This window comes from Paenibacillus sp. FSL L8-0494, from assembly GCF_038003695.1.
GTDB classification, from domain to species: domain Bacteria; phylum Bacillota; class Bacilli; order Paenibacillales; family Paenibacillaceae; genus Paenibacillus_AQ; species Paenibacillus_AQ odorifer.
This window is the reverse complement of record NZ_JBBOPQ010000001.1, coordinates 457,723-482,344: the sequence shown is the minus strand read 5'-3', so window position 1 is coordinate 482,344 and position 24,622 is coordinate 457,723. Positions and strand designations below refer to the sequence as shown.

The 24,622-nt window shown below is 47.8% G+C and carries 19 protein-coding genes and 1 riboswitch; of the genes, 7 read left to right on the top strand and 12 right to left on the bottom strand.

Translation table 11 applies throughout. The features are described from left to right. The first annotated feature begins 37 nt into the window (after positions 1–37). The 5 genes from NYE35_RS02260 (at position 38) to NYE35_RS02240 (ending at position 4,378) form a co-directional block, all read left to right on the top strand. Entirely contained in the window at positions 38–1,015 is a 978-nt protein-coding gene (locus NYE35_RS02260; protein ID WP_036682775.1) for an aldo/keto reductase, read from the top strand. 379 nt (positions 1,016–1,394) lie between these two features. Further along, positions 1,395–2,588 carry a hypothetical protein gene (locus tag NYE35_RS02255; protein WP_094902588.1) on the top strand — a complete coding sequence of 398 codons (1,194 nt, stop codon included), beginning with the start codon at positions 1,395–1,397 and terminating at the stop codon, positions 2,586–2,588. Position 2,589: 1 nt separating this feature from the next. After that, complete coding sequence (gene sipW / locus NYE35_RS02250; RefSeq protein WP_076101220.1) at positions 2,590–3,180, top strand: signal peptidase I SipW; 591 nt, start codon at positions 2,590–2,592, stop codon at positions 3,178–3,180. Positions 3,181–3,270: 90 nt separating this feature from the next. Further along, entirely contained in the window at positions 3,271–3,879 is a 609-nt protein-coding gene (locus tag NYE35_RS02245; RefSeq protein ID WP_036682781.1) for a TasA family protein, read from the top strand. Between the two features lie 169 nt (positions 3,880–4,048). Beyond that, positions 4,049–4,378, top strand: coding sequence for a helix-turn-helix domain-containing protein (locus NYE35_RS02240; RefSeq protein ID WP_036682795.1), 330 nt, complete (start codon positions 4,049–4,051; stop codon positions 4,376–4,378). A 107-nt stretch (positions 4,379–4,485) separates the two neighbouring features. Here the strand turns inward: NYE35_RS02240 and NYE35_RS02235 are convergent, their stop codons facing one another. Beyond that, entirely contained in the window at positions 4,486–4,641 is a 156-nt protein-coding gene (locus NYE35_RS02235; RefSeq protein ID WP_232061118.1) for an anti-repressor SinI family protein, read from the bottom strand. 27 nt (positions 4,642–4,668) lie between these two features. Next, positions 4,669–4,753: riboswitch (cyclic di-GMP riboswitch) on the bottom strand. A gap of 470 nt (positions 4,754–5,223) precedes the next feature. Between NYE35_RS02235 and NYE35_RS02230 the strand changes: the two genes are divergently transcribed. After that, a complete protein-coding gene (locus tag NYE35_RS02230) occupies positions 5,224–8,091 on the top strand; it encodes a 2-oxoglutarate dehydrogenase E1 component (protein ID WP_094902586.1) in 2,868 nt (955 codons plus the stop codon). A gap of 52 nt (positions 8,092–8,143) precedes the next feature. Then, the gene (odhB, locus tag NYE35_RS02225; protein ID WP_094902585.1) at positions 8,144–9,430 is read left to right on the top strand and encodes a 2-oxoglutarate dehydrogenase complex dihydrolipoyllysine-residue succinyltransferase; all 1,287 of its coding nucleotides are present in this window, start codon (positions 8,144–8,146) and stop codon (positions 9,428–9,430) included. A 578-nt stretch (positions 9,431–10,008) separates the two neighbouring features. On the opposite strand, the gene NYE35_RS02220 is transcribed toward odhB, so the two are convergent. From NYE35_RS02220 to iolD, 11 genes are all read right to left on the bottom strand, one after another. Then, positions 10,009–10,971: a hypothetical protein gene (locus NYE35_RS02220; protein WP_076297269.1), complete on the bottom strand. Its 963-nt coding sequence runs from the start codon at positions 10,969–10,971 to the stop codon at positions 10,009–10,011. After that, positions 10,932–11,540, bottom strand: coding sequence for an RNA polymerase sigma factor (locus NYE35_RS02215; RefSeq protein ID WP_076297268.1), 609 nt, complete (start codon positions 11,538–11,540; stop codon positions 10,932–10,934). The genes NYE35_RS02220 and NYE35_RS02215 overlap by 40 nt, the downstream gene beginning before the upstream one ends. 326 nt (positions 11,541–11,866) lie before the next feature. Then, complete coding sequence (locus NYE35_RS02210; protein ID WP_341120068.1) at positions 11,867–13,615, bottom strand: hypothetical protein; 1,749 nt, start codon at positions 13,613–13,615, stop codon at positions 11,867–11,869. A gap of 28 nt (positions 13,616–13,643) precedes the next feature. After that, the gene (locus NYE35_RS02205; protein WP_038568362.1) at positions 13,644–14,330 is read right to left on the bottom strand and encodes a hypothetical protein; all 687 of its coding nucleotides are present in this window, start codon (positions 14,328–14,330) and stop codon (positions 13,644–13,646) included. Further along, a complete protein-coding gene (locus NYE35_RS02200) occupies positions 14,330–15,280 on the bottom strand; it encodes a sugar phosphate isomerase/epimerase family protein (RefSeq protein WP_341120067.1) in 951 nt (316 codons plus the stop codon). Before NYE35_RS02200 ends, NYE35_RS02205 begins: the two co-directional genes overlap by 1 nt. 34 nt (positions 15,281–15,314) lie before the next feature. Continuing rightward, the gene (locus NYE35_RS02195; RefSeq protein ID WP_038568356.1) at positions 15,315–16,187 is read right to left on the bottom strand and encodes a carbohydrate ABC transporter permease; all 873 of its coding nucleotides are present in this window, start codon (positions 16,185–16,187) and stop codon (positions 15,315–15,317) included. Positions 16,188–16,212: 25 nt separating this feature from the next. Continuing rightward, entirely contained in the window at positions 16,213–17,115 is a 903-nt protein-coding gene (locus tag NYE35_RS02190; protein WP_038568353.1) for an ABC transporter permease, read from the bottom strand. A 74-nt stretch (positions 17,116–17,189) separates the two neighbouring features. Beyond that, positions 17,190–18,800 carry an extracellular solute-binding protein gene (locus NYE35_RS02185; protein WP_038574040.1) on the bottom strand — a complete coding sequence of 537 codons (1,611 nt, stop codon included), beginning with the start codon at positions 18,798–18,800 and terminating at the stop codon, positions 17,190–17,192. A gap of 379 nt (positions 18,801–19,179) precedes the next feature. Beyond that, positions 19,180–21,429: a helix-turn-helix domain-containing protein gene (locus tag NYE35_RS02180; RefSeq protein ID WP_038568352.1), complete on the bottom strand. Its 2,250-nt coding sequence runs from the start codon at positions 21,427–21,429 to the stop codon at positions 19,180–19,182. Between the two features lie 281 nt (positions 21,430–21,710). Next, a complete protein-coding gene (gene iolE, locus NYE35_RS02175) occupies positions 21,711–22,607 on the bottom strand; it encodes a myo-inosose-2 dehydratase (RefSeq protein WP_076275640.1) in 897 nt (298 codons plus the stop codon). A gap of 39 nt (positions 22,608–22,646) precedes the next feature. Beyond that, the gene (iolD, locus tag NYE35_RS02170; protein ID WP_341120065.1) at positions 22,647–24,620 is read right to left on the bottom strand and encodes a 3D-(3,5/4)-trihydroxycyclohexane-1,2-dione acylhydrolase (decyclizing); all 1,974 of its coding nucleotides are present in this window, start codon (positions 24,618–24,620) and stop codon (positions 22,647–22,649) included. Positions 24,621–24,622 lie beyond the last annotated feature (2 nt).

Sequence of the window (24,622 nt, the reverse complement as noted above, 5' to 3'; positions counted from 1 at the left end):
ACAAGTACGCAATCATATTTTCCAAGGAGGAATCACATTGTTGAAAGCGTTACCTTTAAACAAGCGCGGGATTCCCGCAAGCCGCATTGCTTTAGGCTGCATGGGACTAGGCGGTGACTGGGACCATGAGCCGATTACTGCGGAGAATGTTAAACAAGGGCATGAAGCGGTCGATGCCGCACTTTCCATCGGCATCAACATGTTTGATCATGCAGATATTTACACTCGTGGCAAGGCGGAGAAGGTATTCGGTCAGATTTTTAAGGATCGTCCAGGACTACGTGAAGAAATCATAATTCAATCTAAATGTGGAATTAAGCTAATGGAGCCTGGGGACAGCACTAATACGTTTGATTTCTCTGGCCAACATATTCTGAACAGCGTGGATGGAATATTGTCACGACTTGGGACCGAATACATTGATATTCTTCTATTGCATAGACCCGATCCCTTAATGGATCCTGAGGAAGTAGCCTCCGCATTACATCAACTGAAGGCCGCTGGTAAGGTTCGCCATTTCGGGGTTTCCAATATGAGCGCCGCTCAGATCAAGCTGCTGCAGACTTATTGCGATGAACCTTTTATCGTAAACCAGCTGCATATGAGCTTGGCTAAGATCAGCTGGGTGGATGCTGGAATCAGTGTAAATCGTGAACCCTGGAAGGATATTATCTTTCCTGAGGGAACCCTTGAACATTGTCGAATGGAGAACATTCAGCTTCAAGCCTGGGGGCCACTCGCCCAAGGTCTATTTAGCGGGCGTTCATTAGAGGATCAACCGGAGAATATCGTCCAAACAGCAGCTATGGTCCAACAACTTGCAGATGAAAAAGGAACAACACCCGAAGCCATTGTATTGGCTTGGCTAATGACACATCCAGCTGCCATTCAGCCTGTTATTGGAACTGTGAATCCGAAGCGTATTACTGCCTGTGCCGATGCAGACAAGCTGGAGCTTAGCCGTAAGGAATGGTACGACCTGTATGTTAGTTCACGTGGTTCAAAACTTCCGTAACATATACATTTATATTCTCAACTTCATTACTCCACTTATACCCGGCTCGCGTTTTTACTGCGAGCCGGGTATTTTTTTGCGAATCACCCTAATAGATCGTTCTTTATTGCGAATATATTTAGTAATCGAGCGATAAATGGAGTTATTCAGAGATAAATTATCATTTTTGTTCTTTATAGAGTACAAATGCGCGTTATTGGCAGTTTTCTTTTTGTTTTATTCCATGTATGATTCATTACAGAAGTCGTTCTTAATAAAGAACGATAATAACGAACCAAAGAAACAGACATTGAGGGGAGGTATTCCTCTGAGACCCAGATCAGCAAGGAGAAGACCTAGAAGAAACAGGAAAATTGGTTTACGTATACTGCAATCAGGAATGGCTGTCTCCGTCTTATTTCTATATACCTCGCAGCAAGTTGGTGGTACCTATGGAGGCTTTGGAGCTGCTGCGCAAACCACTAGCACGATTAGCTTTTGCGAAGTATTTCCGAATTCGATCAAGGCACTGCTTACAGAGTTCAAAGAGCATGTTAATCGAGCGCTCACTTTAAAAGAATCACTACAACCCTTTTCCTCATCAGCTAACTACTCGGACGTTTCGGGAATAGAAGGGATGTCGCTGGAAGAGCTTGATGTCGCTGCACAAGAGATTTCTTCGCAAATAGCGGCGCTTCAATCCCAAATAGATAGCGTTAACGAGCAACTGGCGGCTAACAGCCAAATTTGGAATCAAATCCACAATGAGCTAAGTGCAGCAGCAGCCTTACTCTTCCAGATAGGAGGATATATGACTTCTCTAGATTCAAACTGTCTAGAAATCAAGGATGAGCAATTTTTCAGAGATTTACAAAGCAGCCTGAATCAAAGCGGTGTGATCTCGGAATCCTTGAATGCTTCCTTAAATGGAGTTATTAGTTACCTAACCTCCATACACGATGTCGGTCTTCCATTCGCTTCGGTAGTTACCAGTGATGCTTATGGACAACTTGAATTACGCGAAGGAGAGTTCCCACAGCCACTGCCATTCCTGATTACCTTCACTCAACCAGATGGCGTGATCTCTAGCGACCTCACCTCCACTTATGAAGCTCTAAATACCGAATTGACTAACCTTAAAGAATCGGCAACCTCAGGTATCACTACCCTTCAAGATAAACTCCAAATGATCAGTCAGACTCGCGAGCAAAAACTAGAAGAGCTTGAAAAAGCTCGGCTAGAAGAAGAGCAAGCAAAGAAAGAAGAAGAAGCGAAGAAGGAAGAAGAAGCGAAGAAGGAAGAAGAACGTTTGGCTGAGGAGAAAAAGCAACAAGAAGCCGAGGATAAAGCGAAAGCTGAGGCAACCCCTCCAACGTCAGGTGAAGCTGCTCCGGAAGCCCCAAATAAAGAACAACCTGAAGCCCCAGCCACTGACCCGGTTAAGCCGGAAATTGGTGAAGAGCTCACAATTCCAAAAGATGTTCCTCAGCAAGAGGCTCCACAAGAGACGCCAAAGGCGGAAGACAGTACGACTACCCCGCCGGTAGCAACCCAAGCTCCTTCGGACCCTCAACCTGAGAAAGGTGGAGAATAAGATGCGAATTAAAAAAATTATCAATAATACCTTATCGAGCTTAATGCTTGTGATCTTTATTCTGCTGGTGGCAGCCGTAGTGTTATCCAAGGCCTCCGGTGGTGAACCTGCTTTCTTCGGATATGAGATCAAAACCGTACTCTCAGGATCGATGGAACCAGGAATTCAGACAGGCTCAATTGTCGCATTAAAACCCGGAGGGGATATGAATCGTTTCAAACCAGGCGATGTCATCACCTTTAGGAACGAAGATAATCTGCTCATTACTCACCGGATTGTAGAAGCGACCGTCAATAACGCTACTGGTGAAGCTGTTTATCGCACTAAAGGCGATAACAACGACGCACCCGACATGAACCCTACCAGTTCTGCGAATGTTGTAGCTCAGTATACCGGGGTCACTGTACCCTATGTCGGTTACGCTATGAATTTCGCGGTTTCCAAAGCTGGAAGTGTAGTCCTCATGATCGTGCCTGGCTTGATGCTTCTGCTCTATGCTCTGTATACCTCTTGGAAGGCTGTAGCTGCATTAGAAAAGAAAAATGCTGCCCTACTGCCAGCCTCACCGTCCCCAACAGAAACACAGCCCTAAGTTGATTGTCCACTTCCGCTTACGAACCGGAAGATACAATATATAAATTTTATAAAAAATTCAAACACAAATTTGAGGAGGAATTTTATTATGGGTATCAAGAAAACATTGGGTCTTGGCGTAGCATCTGCAGCACTGGGTTTATCATTAATCGGCGGAGGAACCTTCGCATACTTTAGCGACACTGCGCAAAGCACAGCTACATTCGCAGCGGGTACACTCGATCTGAACTCCGACCCTTCTGTCATCGTTAATATTCCTAACCTGAAACCAGGTGATACTGTAACTAAATCCTTCAAATTGAAAAACGATGGTTCGCTCGATATCGGATCTATCATTCTGAATACATCGACTCAAATCACGGATGCTAAAGGAGATAACTACCTGGATTTAGCCGAGTTCATTAAAGTTAAATTCCTTAGAAATAATGATAAAGGGGTACCTATCGTCTCTCCTGAAAATGTAGTTTATGAGACTACACTTGCTGCTTTAAAAAGTCAGCATCCGGATCTCGTAAAAAATACAGGTTGGGATCAACTCTTTACCGAAGCATCCGGTATTAAAGCCGGTACCAATGACAGCTTCTCCGTCCAATTCGAATTTGTGGAAAATAACCAAGATCAAAATATTTTCCAAGGCGATAGCTTAACACTGACTTGGGATTTCGTAGCTAAACAAGGTGCGAAAAAAGACTACTAAGATCAATAAAGTAATTTAATAAAATACTCGAAGAGCAGCAGATCCTGAATCCGGCCACGGATAAGCAGATTGCTGCTCTTCTCTTTACAATAAACTTTGTCCGATTTATTGATATTTGCTATACTAATAACAAAAATTACGGAGGGGCGTCAGCATAGTGCCACAGAATATGGGCCAACGTATCCAGCAGCTCCGCCTAGACAAGGGTTTCTCCCTATCTGAGCTTGCGGACAGAGCAGATGTGGCTAAGTCGTATCTTAGCAACGTGGAGAGAAACATCCAATCCAATCCATCCATCCAGTTTATCGAAAAGATCGCTGACGCGCTTCAGGTATCCATTCATGCCCTACTCTATGGAGAACCAAATGATGCAGAGGAATCACATTTAGATTCGGAATGGTTCCGATTGGTGCAGGAAGCTATGGACTCAGGCATTAGCAAACGCGAATTCAAAGAATTTCTGGACTATCAGAAATGGAAGCTCGATCAAAAGGATTAATACTTCCTACTAATCTGGTACGATCCTCTCTTCTACTAAATCATATCGAAAAAGGACACAGCGAAGAACCGCTGTGCCCTTTTTCGATATGTAACCCCTCTAATGTATTACTGCACGATCTGCACAGTTTTCTCATGAAAGAACTGGCGGATTTCATCTGCCTTAATGCCAGCCTTCTTAGCTGCTAATAATAAATGTACCCACTCTTGATCCAGATCAATAAACTGCTGTTCTCTGTTGCTACCCTGGTTGGACTTTTCCAAAAAATCTCCCCCTAAGATTTTACGTCCCCAGGCAATCCGGCTGTCATAGTATCTCTACCTTAGACCCGCGACTTTGTGCCCCTGCCTTTCGGCAAGTTTACCTTTTACTGGACCCTTTTCACGAAAGGATCTGCTTAAAAAACTATAAAATTACTATCTGCAATAACATTATACAAAAAGAAAGCGGAAAAGTGTGTCGATTCCTGGTTACTTTCTATTTTAAAAACGAAAAATAAAAGATTTTTTTTCAAAGATCTTGTCCGATTATCACGATACTCGTCCGTTACATAAAATAAATTGTACTAGCAAAATAAATATTTACTGACCTAATAGTTAAAAATAAGGATAATAGAATCATTTTAATAGGCCTTTAGAATGGGTAATGAGAAGAAACACCCTTCTTTTCATTAGAACAAGCTAACCTATACCATTTTGCGAACGTATTGGACGAAAGAATGAATTGATTACAGTGGCTGAAAGTAGCACAATAAGATGAGAAATGAAACCGCAATCATCACAGCTCCAGTAAGCGTTGACACAAAATGTCACGTATGGAGTTCATCCGTTAAGGAGGATGTATTCATGGCAGCCAAAGAGCCCTATAACGAATCCATTTGGAGTAAGTATTACGGACCCAATTTAGGCTACATTCAAGAAAGATATGAACAGTTTGTGAAAGATCCCTCCACCGTAGAAAATAATTATCGCGAGCTTTTTACAAATTCGGGACCCCCTCCCCTAACTCCGGATAGCGAACCGGCTCCTCAGCCGCGCATCTCGGGAGACACCGAATGGCTTAGAAAAGCAGTAAGAGCTTCCAAGCTAATCGCCAATATTCGTATATATGGCCATATGGCCGCTGAAATTGATCCGCTGGTACGCGATCAGAATCCCATGGCAAAATATCTTGAGCCTGAAACCTATGGTCTGACCCGCGAAGACCTGATTGCACTGCCTGCCACGCTTATATGGGAAAATGCGCCGAATGATGTGCATACCGGGTGGGATGCCGTGCAACGTATGCGTCAGGCATACACCAAGACTATCGCCTATGAATTCGGGCATGTGCATGAAGAAAAAGAACTGCAATGGCTAAATAGACAGGCAGAATCCACCAGCTCACCAGCACCCCTAAATAATACAGAACGCAAAGAGCTCCTGAACCGCCTGATTCAGGTAGAGCAATTTGAAACCTTCCTCCACAAGACTTTTGTAGGTCAGAAGCGTTTCAGTCTTGAAGGCAATGATGCTCTTGTGCCGATGTTAGACGAAATCGTACGCGCTGCTGCACATGACGGTGCAGAGCATATTTTGATGGGCATGGCGCATCGCGGTCGCCTCAACGTTCTTGCACATATTTTGGGCAAACCTTATGATATCATATTTTCAGAGTTTCATCATTCTCCGAACAAGGAGCTTTTCCCTTCCGAAGGCTCCACAGGCATTAACTATGGCTGGACAGGTGATGTGAAATACCATCTCGGTGCAGACCGTGCTGTCCGTGAAGGAGAAACCGTACGCACAAGAATAACACTAGCGAATAACCCAAGTCACTTGGAATTCGTCAATCCTGTCGTGGAAGGTTTCACTCGTGCCGCACAAGAAGACCGGAGCACTGCAGGACTGCCGAAGATTGATACCAGTAAAGCTATGGCGGTGCTGATGCATGGTGATGCTGCTTTTCCAGGTGAAGGAATTGTTGCAGAAACGCTTAATATCGGCAAACTTCAAGGTTATCAAAATGGTGGGACGATCCATATCATTGTTAATAACCGAATTGGTTTTACGACTGAAAGTGAAGATTCCCGTTCTACGCATTATGCGAGTGACATCGCCAAAGGGTATGAAATCCCGATAGTCCATGTCAACGCTGATGACCCAGAGGCCTGCGTAGCAGCCGTACGTTTAGCTAGCGCATACCGCCATCAATTCAAAAAAGATTTCGTAATTGATCTCATCGGCTACCGCCGTCATGGTCACAACGAAATGGATGATCCTGAAACCACACAACCTATTGTCTACGGCAAGGTTCGCAATCATCCAACCGTCTACAAGGTTTATGCAGAGAGACTGAAAAACGAAAAGGTTCTTACCGCCGAAGACGTACAAAAGATGAATGCTGAAGCAGAAAGCGTATTGCAGCGTGCGTACGATAATATGAAGGAAGGCAATCATAAGAAAAAAGAACCCAAAGCCTTCATTCCTCTACAAACGGACCGCGCAGCGGCAAACACTACAGCGGTATCCATCTCCAGCCTGCAGGAGATCAATCGTGAACTGTTGACGGTTCCAGCTGGATTCCAGGTTTATCCGAAGCTGGAGCGCATTTTACAACGTCGTAAAGATGCACTGAATGAGGGTGAAAAGGTCGACTGGGCACTGGCTGAAACGTTAGCCTTCGCTACCATTTTGAAAAATGGGACGCCCATCCGACTGAGCGGTCAAGATGCCCAACGCGGAACCTTCGCACATCGCCATCTGGTGCTGCACGACAGTAAAACAGGAGATTTATTCTCTCCGCTACATCAGCTAAGCGATTCCCGTGCCTCCTTTGGCGTATACAACAGTCCATTGTCAGAGGCATCAGTATTAGGCTTTGAATATGGTTATAATGTGTTCGCACCGGAAACCTTCGTAATCTGGGAAGCACAGTATGGTGATTTCGCCAATGCGGGTCAGGTTATTTTTGACCAGTTCATTGCGGCTGGACGCGCCAAATGGACACAGCGCAGCAATCTCGTCATCATGCTGCCGCATGGCTACGAAGGACAGGGACCTGAGCACTCCAGCGGTAGGCTGGAACGGTTCTTGCAGCTATCCGCTGAGGAGAACTGGACAGTCGCTAATCTGACTACCGCTTCGCAATATTTCCATCTGCTGCGGCGCCAAGCAGCGTTATGCGGGCAGGAAGATGCTAAACCGCTAGTCATTATGACGCCGAAAAGTCTCATTCGGAATACGCGCAGCACTTCTGCCGGAACCGAGCTGGCTTCAGGACAATTCAAGCCTGTATTAGCTGAATCTTTGCTTGGCCAGAAACCAAGTGAAGTTAAACGGCTCGTAGTCTGCAGCGGTAAAGTCGCTATCGACATCCAAACAGAACTGGAAGCAGCACCTGATAAGGATTGGTCATGGCTGCATGTTCTTCGCCTAGAGCAGCTTTATCCGTTCCCGGAACAGGAGCTAAGCGAACATTTAAACTCCTTCAGCTCCCTCCAGGAAATTGTCTGGGTGCAAGAAGAGCCGAAGAATATGGGCGGCTGGAGTTATAGCGAGCCTCGGTTACGCGCCATCGCACCAAAGAATGCCGGCGTAAGATATATCGGCCGTCCGGAACGTTCCAGCCCGGCCAGTGGTTATGCAGATGTTCATAGCTTCGAACAACGGAGAATTGTAACAGAAGCCCTAAAATCAAATTCGAACGTACAAGCGGCTGTACCGTCCTCTTAAGAGGACGGTATCACAATAGCGTAAACCATTATGTTTGGGGAGGAAACGGCCTGTGTCAGAAATCTTAGTACCCGATCTGGGAGAATCCATATCCGAAGGAACCATCTACAAATGGCTGGTTAAAGAAGGCGACACGGTAGGTCAAGGCGATGTGCTCGCTGAGCTGGAAACGGATAAAGTGAATCTGGAAATTAGTGCAGAGGTGGAGGGTGTCATCTCCACCATCCTGCGTCAAGCGGGCGAGAACGTAGCCGTTGGCGAAGCCATCGGCATCATTGGAGTCGCAAGCGGCAGTACGCCGCGGGCCGCTGAAAGCGAAGCCGAAGCGCCTAAAGCGGCACCGGCAGGCGGCAACGCAGTAGCAACCGCCGCGCCTGTAGCCGCGCCCGAAGTGCCTGCAGCAGGTGGCGACAGCCACGCTGCATTGGCATCGCCGGGCGCACGCAAGCTGGCACGGGAGCGCGGCATCGACCTCGGCGAGGTTAGCGCCCGTGATCCTATCGGCCGGATTGGTCAGGCCGATGTGTCCGGTCATGGTGCAGCAGCGCCGCAGGCCGCTGCACCGGTAGCTCCGGCGCCGCAAGGCAAGCCGGAGCCAGCGAAGCCGGCAGCGAGCAAAGCCACGCTGGACGAGGGCAAAAACGTGGAGCGCAAGCGCATGTCGCGCAGACGGCTCACGATTGCCAGCCGCTTGGTCGAAGCGCAGCAGACCGCGGCCATGCTTACCACCTTCAACGAGGTGGACATGACAGCGATCCTCGACATCCGCAAGCGTCGCAAGGATGCATTTAAAGAGAAACATGAAGTTGGACTAGGCTTCATGTCCTTCTTCACCAAAGCCGTGATCGGTGCGCTTAAAACCTATCCACTGCTGAACGCCGAGATCGACGGTGAAGATCTGGTCGTTAAGAAATTCTACGACATCGGTATTGCTGTTGCAGCGAAAGAAGGACTTGTAGTTCCAGTAGTCCGTGATGCGGATCGGCTCAGCTTCCCGGAAATCGAGCGCCAAATTGGCGAGCTCGCTTCCAAAGCACGCGCCAATACGCTCAGCCTCTCCGAGCTGCAAGGCGGAACATTCACCATCACCAACGGTGGCGTATTCGGCTCCTTGTTATCCACACCGATTCTGAATACACCACAGGTGGGTATTCTAGGGATGCATAAGATCCAACTGCGTCCGATCGCGCTGGACGAAGAAAGAACCGTAAACCGTCCAATGATGTACATCGCCCTTTCCTATGATCACCGGATCGTTGACGGCTCTGAAGCGGTAAGCTTCCTCGTCAAAGTGAAGGAATTGCTGGAAGATCCAGAAGCACTGTTGTTAGAAGGCTAACGCTCTTCGACTTTTCGACGACATAAGAATATAAAGAAGGTATCCCTACAGCTCTCGCTTTGGGGATACCTTCTTTTATATCTGGATCGACTTGCTGCCTTCCCTGCATACGATTTAACTGTATTTTATACACTTATATCTTTCTGATCCGCTCATATCCTCTTCTCTAATTGCATTCTCTACAACTAAAATCCGTAAAAACGTCTATTTCCACTAATCTAACCAGTAATAACTGTATCAAATACAACTAAACGACCTATATACAGCTATTGGTGAACTTTAATTGCACATAATACAACTAACTTAGCGCATGCATCTACTAACTACTAACTACTAACTACTAACTACTAACTACTAACTACTAACTACTAACTACTAACTACTAACTTCAAACCTCAAACCTCAAACCTCAAACTTCAAACTTCAAACTTCAAACTTCAAACTTCAAACTTCAAACTTCAAACTTCAAAACTCAAACCTCAAACCTCAAACCTCAAACTTCAAACTTCAAACTTCAAACCTCAAACCTCAAACCTCAAACTTCAAACTTCAAACTTCAAACTTCAAACTTCAAAACTCTACTTCAATAGCTCCTCAGCCAGCTGTAAAAATTGCTCCATGGTCAAAATCTCATCTCCATAGCTGGTGAGTGTATAATACGCGTCCTGCTTCTCGTTATACCAATTCAGATAATCATAGCTGACTTCTTCCCTTACTACCTTGTTATAGATAACTTCTGTGCCTGCGACTGTGAGCTTATTAGCTTGATTCTCAGATGTTTGTTCCACGAAAACCTTGCCGCCATGCATGAGCGTTGCTGAGATCCCTATAAAAGCATTGTTCTTCGAATAAGTTACACTTAGCCCCCCTGGCTCGGACCACGGTATAGCCTTCATAAACAAATTGCGCGTCCCCTTGTCCTTATTTGCCTGAGCGGTAAGATCATTTAATGTTTCCTTATACAGAGAACCTAGCTTAGCTGTATCCGTAGTCGGAGAATTAGGATGGATTACACCATATTTAAAAGCGTACCCCGCTGCCGTTTCGGGAAGCATTGGCGCCCCTGTTCTTTTGATTTCTTTTATAAAGTCAGAATACGCATCTATCCGCTGCTCTTTATACTTAAACTGCAATTCTGTCGCCAAGCCTGCTGCACCTGCTTTATTTTTCACAAGATAGCCGATCAATTCACCCGGTTTAGCGAACTGTTCTGCTTGCTGCGCATATTTATCATAAGAAGACCTCTCTGCAGATTCGGTCGGCGCAACATGTTGAACCTTCACTACTCCTTCACTATTGCGGATTTGGATATATTCAGATGCAGCATACGCAGTCACAGAGATCAGCAGAAACAGCGTTAACATGCTAGCCACTGCCGTTGTTTTATTCATCACCCGCAGCGAGAACGATCGCTTTCGACCTGTTATGCCAGTAATACGCCCCATGACCTTATCTTCTACATCTACCTCATCCAAAAGTTCATTGCCAGCCGAGGCATAAATTATATCTTGGTATTCATTGCTGATTTTGTTTCTTTCCATGTGATCTCCTCCTCCGACTTCATAGCTTCCTGAACCTTTAGCTTGATCCGATTCATTCTTTTAGTTAGCGCATTGGGACTGACCCCTAGAATCTCACTTATCTCTGCATAAGTTTGTTCCTCAAACACCCGCAGAATAAGCATGTTTCTCTCCTCAAGCGACAATCGCGCTAAAGATGCAGACAATGAAGGACTATACAACCGAGCATCCAGCTCCTGTTCAGGGCTTGCAGACAGTACTTCCGGACGAAAAATACGCATGACTTGCTTGTGCAGACGACGCCTGCGCAGCAGATTTAAGCAATGATGATATGCGATACGATAGAGCCAAGCCGAGAAATGCATTTGCGATTTGTATTGCTGGATAGATTGATAACCCTTTACCAAAATATCCTGAACCGCGTCCTCCGCATCCTGCTTGTTTTCTAACAAACGATAGCAATAGCGATAGATCGGCTTTTGGAATGCTCTGACAATTAAAGCATACTGCTCGGAATCCCCCTCCTGAATCCTAACGATTAGCTCTTCCAACTCTGTCGAGTCTAGCGAATCCTGTGGCGATGTAAGCACCTCCTTAACCTTTATATCTCTATAACACTTGACTGCCGAAAAAAGTGCCTATGTAAACCAAACTAAAGGAAATTTTATAAAAGGTGATAATCACAGCTTCGGAGAATATTTGAATTTCTGACGGCTGGTGTGCCCGGATTTCTTACTTATACCATTATGCACGGTTTAAATCTGGTGAGTCTATGCTTAGCAGATGCATAACAAAACCTCCCATTAGACCTGATAACTCCAGGTTTGCTTCTAATGGAAGGTTTTTTAATAAGGCTTCATTATTCTAAGACTGAGGTGTAACTTCAAAGCCTACTAGATTGTAAATTGTACAAAGGCTACTCTCTTATCATGGAAGGAGATAGAGTGATCGTAATCGTCTTATCGAACGGGGTCATAAAATTGACCAACACCGCCTTGCAGTTATCCTGCAGCTTCGCCTCACGCACCGTAGCCGCCAGATGGCCAAGCTCGCCCCCTGTCAGTTCAATCCAGTCCTCTTCACAACTATAGCGGAGGTTACCGCCGTTCCAGAGATAATGGTCCTCTCCGACAGCCTGCAATTCGCCCGAAGTGAAACATCCTTCCCGTCCAAAAACGAAAGACAACTGTGTCATAACCTCTCTAGGCTCCTCAGCATGCAACCGGAGGGTCCACCCTCTGTCCGTACGCTGAACCTCCGTCTCCACACGGAATGTCTGTTCATGCGTAAGTGCGCGGCTCTGGTGCGGGAGCAGATACCAAGGGCTTACCGGCTCCGCAGATGTTTGCGGAAGCAGTTCGCCTTCGACAGGACCGTAATACCCCTTCTTTTGTTCTCCTGACAGGTGGTATCCTTCCGGCAATTTGACCATTTTCTGCATCGGTACATATCCCGGAGAAAAGTAAGAAGCCAGATGCACTGCAAGCAGCCTGACGGCACCGTGACGGAGTGCAAAAAAAGACGGCGTCTCCGTAATTAAGGTCACGCTAGTGTTCCCGTCCCTGTAGCGCGCAACCGGTGCTCCGAAATCAGTATGCAGCCGGCTGTGGTAAATTCGCCCTTGATGGCCGGACTTCTCCATACCCTGCAGATAGCCGTGTCGCGGAAAATCGCCGTTCAGTATTTTCTCATATTTTACAGGCAGAGCTGCCGAATCTTCAAAAGGTTGCTGAAGCTCCGGCTCCAGCAGCATCCGTACAAGTACGTTGACAGAGCAGACCCCCGGATTTTCCAGTGCACTGCCAGCCCATTCGGCCATCCCCGCAAACAATGGCTCCTTATCGAAACGGGCCAGAATAGCGTACGGTAAATAATATGGAGACAGGTCGTGAAAGCTCCCCAGATCCTGGCGCCCAGAATAATCGGTCACAACTTCGCCCTTAGGATGCACCAAATAGACCATCATGTGTAAATTCAGACGAACTGGCTCCAGCAACTGGGGCCGACCCAGCAGACGAGCGGCATGAATCAGCATGATGTCGCTGACCGCACTATAAATACCGTTGCTGCGTTCCGTCCATTCTCCATCAGGTGTAATATCCATCCCTTCCGCCAACCACTGATCCGCCCGCTGGACAGCCTCCTCCAGTCCGAACAGTTCATGCAGAAATCCCAGTGCTGCACACAATACCCAACGGTGATTCGGCGTGTGACAGCCCCCTGTAAGCATGACGGGAATAGTTCGCTTAAGAAACAGAAGCATATTATCAAGCACCTGTTGCAGTGGTGCCCAATCCTGCGACGCCAACAGTTGGTATAGCTGAGCGTAGCCGACGATGACAAAGGCTGTGTCCGGGGGAGAATGATAGTTCGTCCAGCCCGGAGAGATCGAGCCATCTTCATGTTGTGCACGCAGCACGAACTCCGTCGCCAGCAGCAGGCGGGCCAGAAGCAGCTCATCACGGTAGAATGCGGAACCCGGGTTAACCAGAGCCGCTCCCCAATAACACATATCGGTTGGTGTGCCGGTCGTATGATTAACCCAGGCAACGCCAGTACCCGGATCTATTGTCCCTCCGTAATAGCGGCTCGTCGGATCAAGTACCTGCCGGGATAATCCCTCCACTGACGCTCTATCATTACTGGCTACCAGTTGCTTGTACATTATACTTCCCTCCATGTTAACAATCTGCTCAATGTCTGGGTGGTAACAGGAGCTGAAGCCGCACCAGCTCTTGTCGGATACGTTCAGGAATTTCCGTGAACAGTTGAATCCAAGAAACGAACAATTCCTCCCGGTCCGCATATTCCCAGATCGAATAGGACAGGGAAGGCGTGAACCGGCAGGTTTGCAGATAACGGTGGACAAGACGGTCAGTTTCTTCATCCGATGCCAGTATATCGCGGAAAAAGTCACCATAAATCAGACCCTCCGCACCTGCCCCATCCTGTGTACTGGATGCGAATCCTGGTAACAGCTCAAAGACTTCAGGGAACGGGGCGAGGGCATGCTTGCCGGGTTGGACATAGAGGTCCACCCGTGTTCCGCTTAGATTGCTGCCCCCGCGCAGCAGCGCTTTAAGAAATTTCCCGTGAAAGCTCGCTTCGGCATCCACCACTTCCCCGTTTCTACCGATGTAAACCCACACATGCTCCAGATCATATAAATGCTGAATATCATAATCGTAATAAATCGCGTATTCCACAACGAACTGCACATCCGGATGCTTCACAGCTAGACGGCGCCGGAAGGAAGGAGACTCCTCCTCCTGCCGCATCACCGTTATACCGAGACGTACCGGAAAAAACGGCTCGTTCTGATCGAAAAATAAGCGCGGAGCATACTTCATAGCTAACCTACGGTCTTCATCGTTCAACATCAGACCTGCCCTCTACGCGCCAACTTGGCCATAAGCAGCCGATGACTTTCATCAATCTCTTCCGGCTGACAAGCTGCCTTCAGCTCATACGCCTTGACTCGCGCCCGTTCAATCATCGGCAGATAAGCATCATAGAATTCCATATTCCCGCTATTTACATAAGGACACCAGTGATCAGACAGACCGATGGTCTCATGAATGTGAACACCTACAATATCATCCATCAGACCTTCCATTTCCCCCACACTGTCGTACAAACCCAAACGGTCCATCATAATGGCATGCCCGGTGTCATACCATATGCCCACAGGCGCTCCCTTTAGCGCCTTAATAATCGTTTTGGCTTCCGCAAGCGTCGGAATCTGCTGCGGTTTGGAACGTGTTTCGATACCAAAGCGGACGTTTAGCCCCTCAGAAACTGCCCGGTTACATACTTCATCTAGGCTTTCAATAATTTTCTGCACATAGCCGGCGCTGTAAGCTTCCCGCCGCTCCATCAGTTCCGCCCATTTGCTGCGATAAGCGTTAGAATCTCTACCCTCTCCGTTATAAATTTGCTCCAGCTCTTTACTGATATCATTTGGAAAGGGTACCTCACCGGGATGCACAACAACGGCTTCTCCTCCGTAACGCTGAGCGTACTTAGCCGAGCCAATCAGCAGCTCAATCGCCCGCTGCCGCTTCTCCTTATCCTCAAAACCTAGCAGCACGGAATCTGTGCCATAATCGGAGTCCTGCACATGCGGGAAGGTGTTGTGGACACTGGAGACCCCCATCTCCCCCCGCTCAAGCATCGGCTCGATCGTTTCCAGCATTTCCTTAGTCACATTATAGTTCAGCTCCACCCGCTGAAAGCCGAGATCGCGGATTTCCCGCAGCATGGCGTCACCGGCAGTGTGGCGTTTAATGTTCCAGCAAGTTGAGAACGAAAATATGCCTTTGTCCTCCATAATTATGTTTTCCTCCCTTGTTACAGCTTACGGTTCAACCTTTTACGGCACCAAGCATTACCCCGCTGACAAAATATTTCTGCAGCCATGGATATACGGCAAGGATCGGTACTGTTGCAAAGATAACAGTGGCCGCTTTTAGGCTCTCTGGTGTCAGTGGGGTCCGGTTAGCACCTTCCATTTGTGTCAGTTCGGATACCATGTTGTTCTGCACCATCTGGAACAGCTTAAGCTGGAGCGGATACAAATCCGGATTATTGATATACATCAGAGAATCCTGAAAGCCGTTCCACCTTCCCACTGCGTAGAAAAGAGCCAACGTGGCCATAACCGGCATGGATAGCGGCAATATAATACTCATCAGTGTACGAAGATGGGAACTGCCATCGATCTCGGCGGATTCCTCCAGGCTGGCAGGAATGTTATTGAAAAAGGAGATCAGGATAATCAGGTTAAAGGGGCTGACCAGACCTGGCAGAATAAGCGACCAGACCGAATTAATCAAATGTAAATCACGGATCAACAAATATTCAGGAATAATACCGCCGCTGAAAAACATGGTGATAACGATCAGATACATAAAAAATTTGCGGCCCTTCAATTTTCTTTTGGTCAGCGGATAAGCTGCTGCGACAGTGAAAAGCATACACAGCACCGTTGTGGCAAACGTCAGAATAACCGTAAAGACAAGAGAGCGGATCATCGCATTATTGGAAAAAACATTAATGTATGCATTCCAGTTCAATTCAATGGGGAAAATCGTTACTTCTCCAGAAGTAATTGCCCGGTTGGAACTAAGCGACACGGCAATCACATGCAAAAATGGAGCCAAGCAGAACAACACGAACAAGGCAACAAACGTTATATTGACGATATCGAATATCCGGTTTGAGGTACGTTCACTCATAGCACTCCGCCTCCTTCTTTCTTTATCATAAAATACCGTCTCCGGTCACTTTTTTCGAAATATAGTTGGAGCCAAAAATAAACACCAGTCCCACCACGGCCTGGAACAATCCTACTACGGTAGCCAACGTATATTGTCCGGATTCTAGACCCACCCGGTACACAAAGGTACTAAGCACATCAGAATACTCACGCACAGCAGTGTTACCGATAATGTAAGGACGGTCAAAACCGATGCTGACCATCTTTCCCAGATTGAGGATAAGCAGCGTCACGATAGTTGGTTTTATACTGGGAAGCGTAATATAACGGATTTTCTTCAGCCTTGTCGCTCCATCCACTTCAGCAGCTTCAAACAGCTCTCGGTTGACACCGGTTAACGCCGCCAGATAAAGGATAGTCCCCCAACCAGCACTTTGCCAGACGCCTGTGAATAAGTAAGTGATCAGCCAGGGATTTTTTTCAGTCAGAAACGGAATGGGAGTAAGGCCTAAGCTCTCCAGCACACCGTTCACCATACCGGACTGGTTGCCGAATAATTGATACACAATCCCCCCGATGATCACCCAGGAAATAAAGTGGGGGATATACAAAATCGTCTGCGATATTTTCTTGAACCACACCGAACGAATTTCGAACAGCATAATCGCCAGGATAATCGGAGCCGGAAAAGAGACCAGCAAATCCAGAAAATTCAGCATAAAGGTATTGCGCAAGGTGGTATAGAACTCTCTCATTCCAAAAACCTCGCGGAACGCATCAAAGCCGATCCACTCGCTGCCTCCAATCCCTTGAAACAAATTGAAATCCTTAAAAGCAATCTGCACACCATACATCGGACCATAGCGGAAGATCAGAAAATAAATAATAGGCAGCGAAAGCAGCGCGTACAATTGCCAATACCGTCTAAAGTATGTCGCTTTGCTCAAGTCGTTTTCCTCCTAAGGAGAAAAACCGGGTGGAGCGCAGCACCATCTCCCCCCGGTTTTCACTATATATTTGTTTATTGAGCCGAAAGTTCCTTAAACGACTTCTCCAGTTCCTCTTTCAGTTTGGTTCCGCCCAAAGTCATGTAATCTTTCATTTCCTGTTCGTAAACCGCTTCAAATTGCTCCGGTTTGGCCATTGCTGTCTTTACAATAATTACGTTGAGCTTATCTTTAAGCGTTGTGCCATATTGGGATTCCGCTTCTATCGGCTTGCCGAAGACGAGCGGACCCACCGTGTCAGCGTTGGCGATAGCGATTGATTGAGTCAGCATCTCCCGGTTACGTTCCGGGAAGCCCAGCGCCCATGCTTTTTCATTAGTGGCCTGATCACCAATGTTTTTGCCGTTGGAGATAATGGCCATGTCACCCGCGTTAAACAGACGATCGGCGAACTCCTGGGAAACGTCTGTTTTAGCCACTGGAATACCGTCTACCAGATCGTAGTTTTCACCTTCAACGCCATTTTGGATATCAATCAGATTATTATCCGAAGCCATCCAATCGAGATACTTAACGGCTTCCACGGCGCGTTTACTACTCTTCGGAATCATGATGTACATGCCGTTGGAGGCATACCGGGATTTAATGTGCTTGTTATCAACGTTGGCGTTGGTTAAGACGTCTACCGGCAGCACCTTGCTTCCCTCTACATTTTTGTAGAGATTATCCAGGGTACCATCGGCATAGAACAAGACATCCACATCCTCCGACCAGTAGCCTACATTGCCGTTCTGGATATCCTTGGCCAACTGTGTTTTATCCTCGTCCAGACTGAAGTCCTTACTGATCATCCCTTCATTGTAGAGCTTATTAAGAAATTGCAGGGCATCCTTAAAGCCCTCATGCAGCGGCAGCTCATAACGTTGGCTGTAGGTCAGATCGCCGCTGATCGGCTTCATGAAAGAGAAAATCAACGTCTCGAATTGGGCTGGTGCCAGTGCCATGCCCATCGGGATGTTTTTGCTGCCGAGATTGCCCGGATCCTTTTCTTTAAACGCTTTCAAAGTGGTGTACAGCTCATCGGTCGTCGTTGGCACAGGCAATCCTAATTTATCTAACCAATCCTGACGGATGTAGGAGCTATAACGGCCTGTGATCGCCCGTTTACCAGGGATCGCATACTGTTGGCCTTCAAGCTGGCCGAACGCCAGCGTATCCTCGCCAATAAACTTTTTCAGATTCGGGCCATATTCATCGAGAATTTCTCCGACATCAGTCAAGCCACCTTGCTGGGCATACCGATAAAACACACTGGAATCATACGTAAATACGATATCGGGCACATCCGTATTGCTCGCCATCAAAACATTCAGCTTGGTAACTTCCTCAGAACGTTGGATAGGTACAAATTCCACATCAATGTTATTCGGATCTCCGAACTTTTCCTGCACTAGTTTAGTTAAGTAGTTATTGGTAATGGTATGAGGGGCTGGGCTGTTGCCGCGATCAAACACTTCCACCTTTAATGTAACGCGCTTGGCACTTTCGCCGGCTGCGGCACCCTCGGATGCTGTGTTGTTTTTAGAATCATTGGAACAGCCTGCTAGCAGAGAAACGCCCATTATTGCGGTTAATCCGATCCCGATTGCTTTCTTCAGAACTCCTTGATGTACGTTCACTGTCATTTTTCCATCCCCTTCGCCCTTGCAGGCTTTAATGGTGTATTTATGATCCCCTAGCCTTAACTCTATCCATCCCCAGCGGAATCCATAGCTCGTGATGCTTTTTACTGCCGTGCTACTGGGTCGCTTGTTGTTCTGGATGCCCACAGTATTTCACGAATTTCGGCAGTCTGACAATAAACCTCTTTCGGATGCTCATATCCCAGCAAAATCGGACTTCCGGTTTATCCATACAAACCATTTTCGTAGAATAAACCGCTTTCAAAAGTGTGAAAATAAAGACCGCATCGGTGTTCGCGCCCCCATCATAGAGGTTGGCGTGCACAGATGCGGTTATAAAAAACTATTGTTCACTTGCTATTGGATTAATAAAGTCGGCAGCCTATAGTCTGGAGGTCCCGCGCCCGCGCTTTAAAGAACGGTAGTCACCCGGCGTGATTCCTAATACTCGTTTGAATACCCTGCCGAATGTAATTGCATTCGCATACCCCACCTGGAGTGCAATATCCTGCAGCGAACATTCCGTTTCCACTAAAAGCTTTTCGGCTTCCTTCATGCGTAGCTCTGTTAGAAAATCAACAAATTTCATTTTAAATTCTGTTTTAAATAGATAGCTGGCATATTTGCCGGATACCTGAAACCGGTCGCTCAAATGCTTTAAGGAGAGATCGGGATTTGTAAAATTCTCTTCTATATAGTTCTTCATCTCGGTTACCATCGCCCGGTAGCTTTTAGTCTCACTGACAGAAACATAAGTGCGGAATAAATCAGTCAAATACTCAAACAAAATCCCCTTCATTTCATCTATGGATTCTGCCTCTTCCAGCCGCTTCAGCTGCTTCTCCGCATTTTCCGCTGACAGCTCATCCTGCAGCTGCTCAGACATGACAGCCACTTCCCGGCTCAGCATCTGTAGCATGGCCTGAATTAGAGAGCGAATATCATCATCTTGTAAATAATCCTGTTTAAAACCATCAAAAACACCTTCCAGCAGTTCCCGCCATTGGCCGCTCGACATCCGGAACTGCTTAACAAACTCAGCAATCATTTGTAGATACTTGAATGTCTCAAGAAGCGGCTGGCGCGTTTCTCCAAATTCCGTTAAAGCGATGTCTTCGTACATTAAAAGCTTGTGCTGCATCACATTCTCCGCTGCCGCATAGGAATCGCGAATCTCCCCTGGCCCAGCCGCCACTGGCCCGATAGCGAAGCTTAGGGAGAGGCGCAAATTCTGCTCCACCCAGGTGCGGCAGTCCTCAGCGAATACACGGATTTTCTCTGCCATCTCTTCATCACTTCCTGTGGTCAGGAAGAGAATTGCCGCCCGGTCAGTCCCAATCCACTCCGCCCAAGCCTGCAATTCCGCACTCCGCGCCAATTCTTGAAAGACATTCATCAGGGCAAATTTAAGCGTGTTCTGATCGCCCCTTGTATACCGATCTTGAAAAACCTTGTCGTAGCGGTTGATTTCGCTTAGCACAACCATAAAGCGGGATGTGGAATGAGCTCCGGAGAGCGGCGACAGCTCTTCCATCCGCTGGACGACATTGTCCAACCGTTCGCTTTGCAAGAGATCGTTGAAAAGCTTGCTGCGCTGTAACAGCAGATTCTCTCTGCTTTTCTTATCATAATCCGTCATATGGTTGATTAGATCTTCCAGCACCCCGTCAATGAGCATCATTTCGTCCGGTCTGTCGTTGGATTGGTCCAGCTTGCGAATTTGATGGCCTTCAATCCGGTTCATAATCACCTGAATTGGTTTATAGTTCCGCCGCGTAACATAGATCAGGTAAAAAATCGCGCACACAACCGTACCTAAGGCAATAGCTACCCAAAGGTAAGAAATCACCGACACCCAGCTGAATAGACTGCCCGTTTTGATCCCGCTGGAAAACGTCCAGCCAAGCCTTTCCATATATAAAGTGTTCAACTGCTTCCCATTCTTGGCACCTTCACTGTCCGAATGGGCCTGATAGACCACCTGTCCATCTGCGCCAAAGATGGTCAGAAAGGACAACTGTTCGTTGACCATACCGTCGACGATCTGTTCCATTCCGCTCATCTTGAGATTGATTACGAGCACTCCCTCCGAGCCGAAGGGCAGCGGCATACCTTTATTTATGGTAAGCACACGTATAGACGTACGCTGAAATTCATCTTTGTATTCCCTAACAGGCTGCCAGCCTTCCGATAAAGAGCCGGAGGTGATGCGGCCAATCCAATCCTCGTCTACAAATCCTGAAAGGTCCTTTAATCCAGTTTCTGTTAAAACGCTTTCATTTCTCTTGTCATAAAGATAGATGGACTGAATATAGGGCGATTCACGCGTCAAGCTGCGTAGATTCTGGGCAACAGCGTAGACGGTCGCCATATCAATCTGGCCTTGATTGTTAAAATAACGTTTATAAGCATCGCTGCGTTCAGCAGCCTCCAGCACTGACAATTCAGCTTCCTTGATCGTTCGGTCCACATTATCCATAAGATAGCTGGCGGTGATACGGTCCGCTTTTTTGGTTTCCATTCGTGAAATATCATTAATAAATACAAAAGAGGCAAAAATCAGTATCGTCACAGTAAGCAAAAAAATAGGAAAGTAGGACAGCAGTAATCGGCGATACCAGGAACGGAACAATAGATAACCCCCTCTGTACAACCGTTAGGATACCCGGCCACGGTTTAGCCGTTAATGCACGAGTAGTTCATAGATATTTGGCTGCACCATCATGGAAATGGAAACTCTTCCGCCTAATTTGCTGCCATTATAACACATACAACATGAACCCGACCAACGAAGCCATTCGTATTTTACACCTGCTCATTAAAAAGGCGAGGTGCGCACAGCCATAGCCGTGAACCCCCGCATATAAATCTGTCCGAGCAGCCGCCAAGCACCAAGTGGTAGCCCTCCTCGGCCTATAAACCACTCAGATCTCTGATATAACGGCGCGCCTTGATCGCATATTCCAGTGGATCGGCAAGTGCCGGATCCTGCTCCGCTTCCACTACAAACCATCCCGTATAAGAGTAACTTGCCAATTCGGTGAAAATCTCCGCAAAGGATATACATCCATCGCCAGGTACGGTGAATGCGCCCGCTTTTACAGCCTGGAGAAAACTGAGCTGATCCCGCAGCACACGCTGAACAACCTCCGGACGTATATCCTTCAAATGGACATGTTTAATTCGAGGTAAATGGATGTGCAGCACTTCTAAGGGATTCTCACCGGCAAAAGCTAGATGACCGGTATCGAACAGCAGGGACACCTCTTCCGGTTCCGTGAGCTCCATTAGCCTAGCAATTTCGCCCCCAGTCTGCACCCCTGTCCCCATATGATGATGGTATACAAGCGCCATACCTTTTTCAGCAGCCAGTCGGCCAAGCCCACCCAGTCCATCGGCAAGTGCGGCCCACTCCGCTTCTGTGAATACAGGTTTATTAGCAAATAGCGGCGTATCCATTTGTCCCTGAATACTCCGCCCTTGCTCTGAGACGACAATCACCTTCGCACCCATCTCATATAAAAAATCACGATGCGCGCAAAAAGCCTCCGCTGTCTCCTCATATGGCCGCACAGTCAGATACGCGCTGAACCAAGCGCTGGCAATCTCAAGTCCACGAAGCTCCAGTGCCCGGCGCAGCCGTTCCGGAGAGCGTGGATACTTGTTGCCCACCTCGCTTCCCTGAAACCCGGCAAGCGCCATTTCGCTAATGCACTGTTCAAAGGTATTGTCTTTTCCCAGTTCAGGCATATCATCATTAGTCCAAGCGATAGGAGCAATCGCCAGCTTGACCGCATGTTCTTTGAACATCATCGATTCTACCCCTTCCGTTTCACAGTATTACTAATACTAATAACTGCGGGCCTTTCCAAGCTGTTCAAGCTTCTGCTCGTGGGCAGCCCGAACGGCCTCACTGCCGGACACTTCTGGAACACCAACATTCCACCAGGCTCCGTAACCATGTGTCATTGTCTTGGGCAGCACCTTAATGTCGATTAGGGTGGAACGATCCTGCAGCTGAGCCTCCCTCAAAGCGTCACGCAGCTGCTCAGCCGTTGACGCACGGAAGGTCTTCACTCCATATCCCGCGGCACTTGCTGCATAATCTATGCCTATCAGTTCGCCGCTCAGCTGACCTTCCGGGCCCCGGTAGCGGAATTCAGTCGCCATGCTATCCAGTCCTTGCTCCATCTGCAGGTTGTTAATGCAGCCAAACCCCATGTTATCTAGCAGAATGACGTTGATCTTCTTGTTCTCCTGAAGACTCGTCACTAGTTCTGAATGCAGCATTTGATAGCTGCCATCGCCCACCAATGCATATACCTCCCGGTCCGGCTCCGCCAATTTCACACCGAGTGCACCGGAGATTTCATACCCCATACACGAAAAGCCATATTCCATATGGTAAGTATCCGGCACAGTGGAATTCCACATCCGCTGCATGTCGCCCGGTAAGCTGCCTGCGGCTCCTATCACAATGGCGTCTTTCGGAAGATATTCATTGAGAATCCCGAGTACCTGTGTTTGCGCCAGCGAAGTGTTCAACTTCGCCGCATATTCAGATAGCTTCTCGTCAAGATGTCCGGCAACTTCCGGCACGAAGGAAACTGAAGAACGATCTGGACGATCTGGACGATCTGCCTCCTGATTCACCGTATACTCCACATCAGATAGACGCTTTCTTTCCACTTCCCATGCCTTTTTTGCCACTACAATTTCATCTGTATAAGCGGTGCGGTAACCGCGCTCCTCCAACGTGGCAGACAGCGCTCTAAGACCTTCGGTAGCATCACAGACCACAGCCAGCGCATCCAGCTTGGAGGCATGGTAAAGGGAAGCGTTAATTGTCAGGAACTCCACCTCGGGATGGGCGAACAAACTCTTCGAACCTGTCGTGAAGTCCGTAAACCGGGTACCCACACCGATCACCAGATCCGCTTCTGCGGCCAACGTATTAGCACAGCCATTCCCGGTAACTCCTATGCCACCGAGATTGTAGGCACAGTCGCTTGCCACGGCACTTTTTCCGGCTTGCGTCTCACCGAATGGGATGGCGAATTTCTCTGCAAATGCACGTAATTCCATCCCTGCATCCGCATACCGGACTCCACCCCCACAGACCAGCAGAGGTCGCTGTTTGCTGGCAATAAGATCAGCTGCCGCAGCAAGCTCATCCGGATGCGGAGTACGGGAAACGATCCGATGGATGCGCTTGCGGAAGAACTCAAGTGGATAGTCCCAGGCCTCCCCTTGCACATCCTGCGGCAGCGCAATCGTGACTGCCCCGGTATCTGCCTGATCAGTAAGCACACGCATCGCGTTCAGCAATGCTGTCATCAGCTGCTCTGGCCGATAAATCCGGTCCCAGTATTTGCTCACCGCTTTGAAGGCATCGTTGACCGTTATCGACAGATTGTAGGTGTGCTCCATTTGCTGAAGTACCGGGTCCGGTTGACGGGTGGCAAAGGTATCGCCGGGGAGCAGCAGCACGGGAATCTGATTCGCCGTCGCAGTGGCAGCGGCTGTCAGCATATTGGCTGAACCCGGCCCTACCGAAGCGGTGCAGGCCATGATTCGCCGTCTGCGGCTCTGCTTCGCGAAGGCAGTCGCCGCATGAACCATTCCTTGCTCATTTCTCCCCTGATAGACCGTCAACTCACCCGGCGCCTCCTGAAGTGCCTGCCCCAAACCAAGTACATTGCCGTGGCCGAAAACGGTGAATATACCGTGTACAAAACGCTCCGGTCCATTGCCAAAGTCCACATATTGCTGGTTCAGAAATTTCACCAGCGCCTGCGCCGTCGTTAATCTAATCGTATCCACGT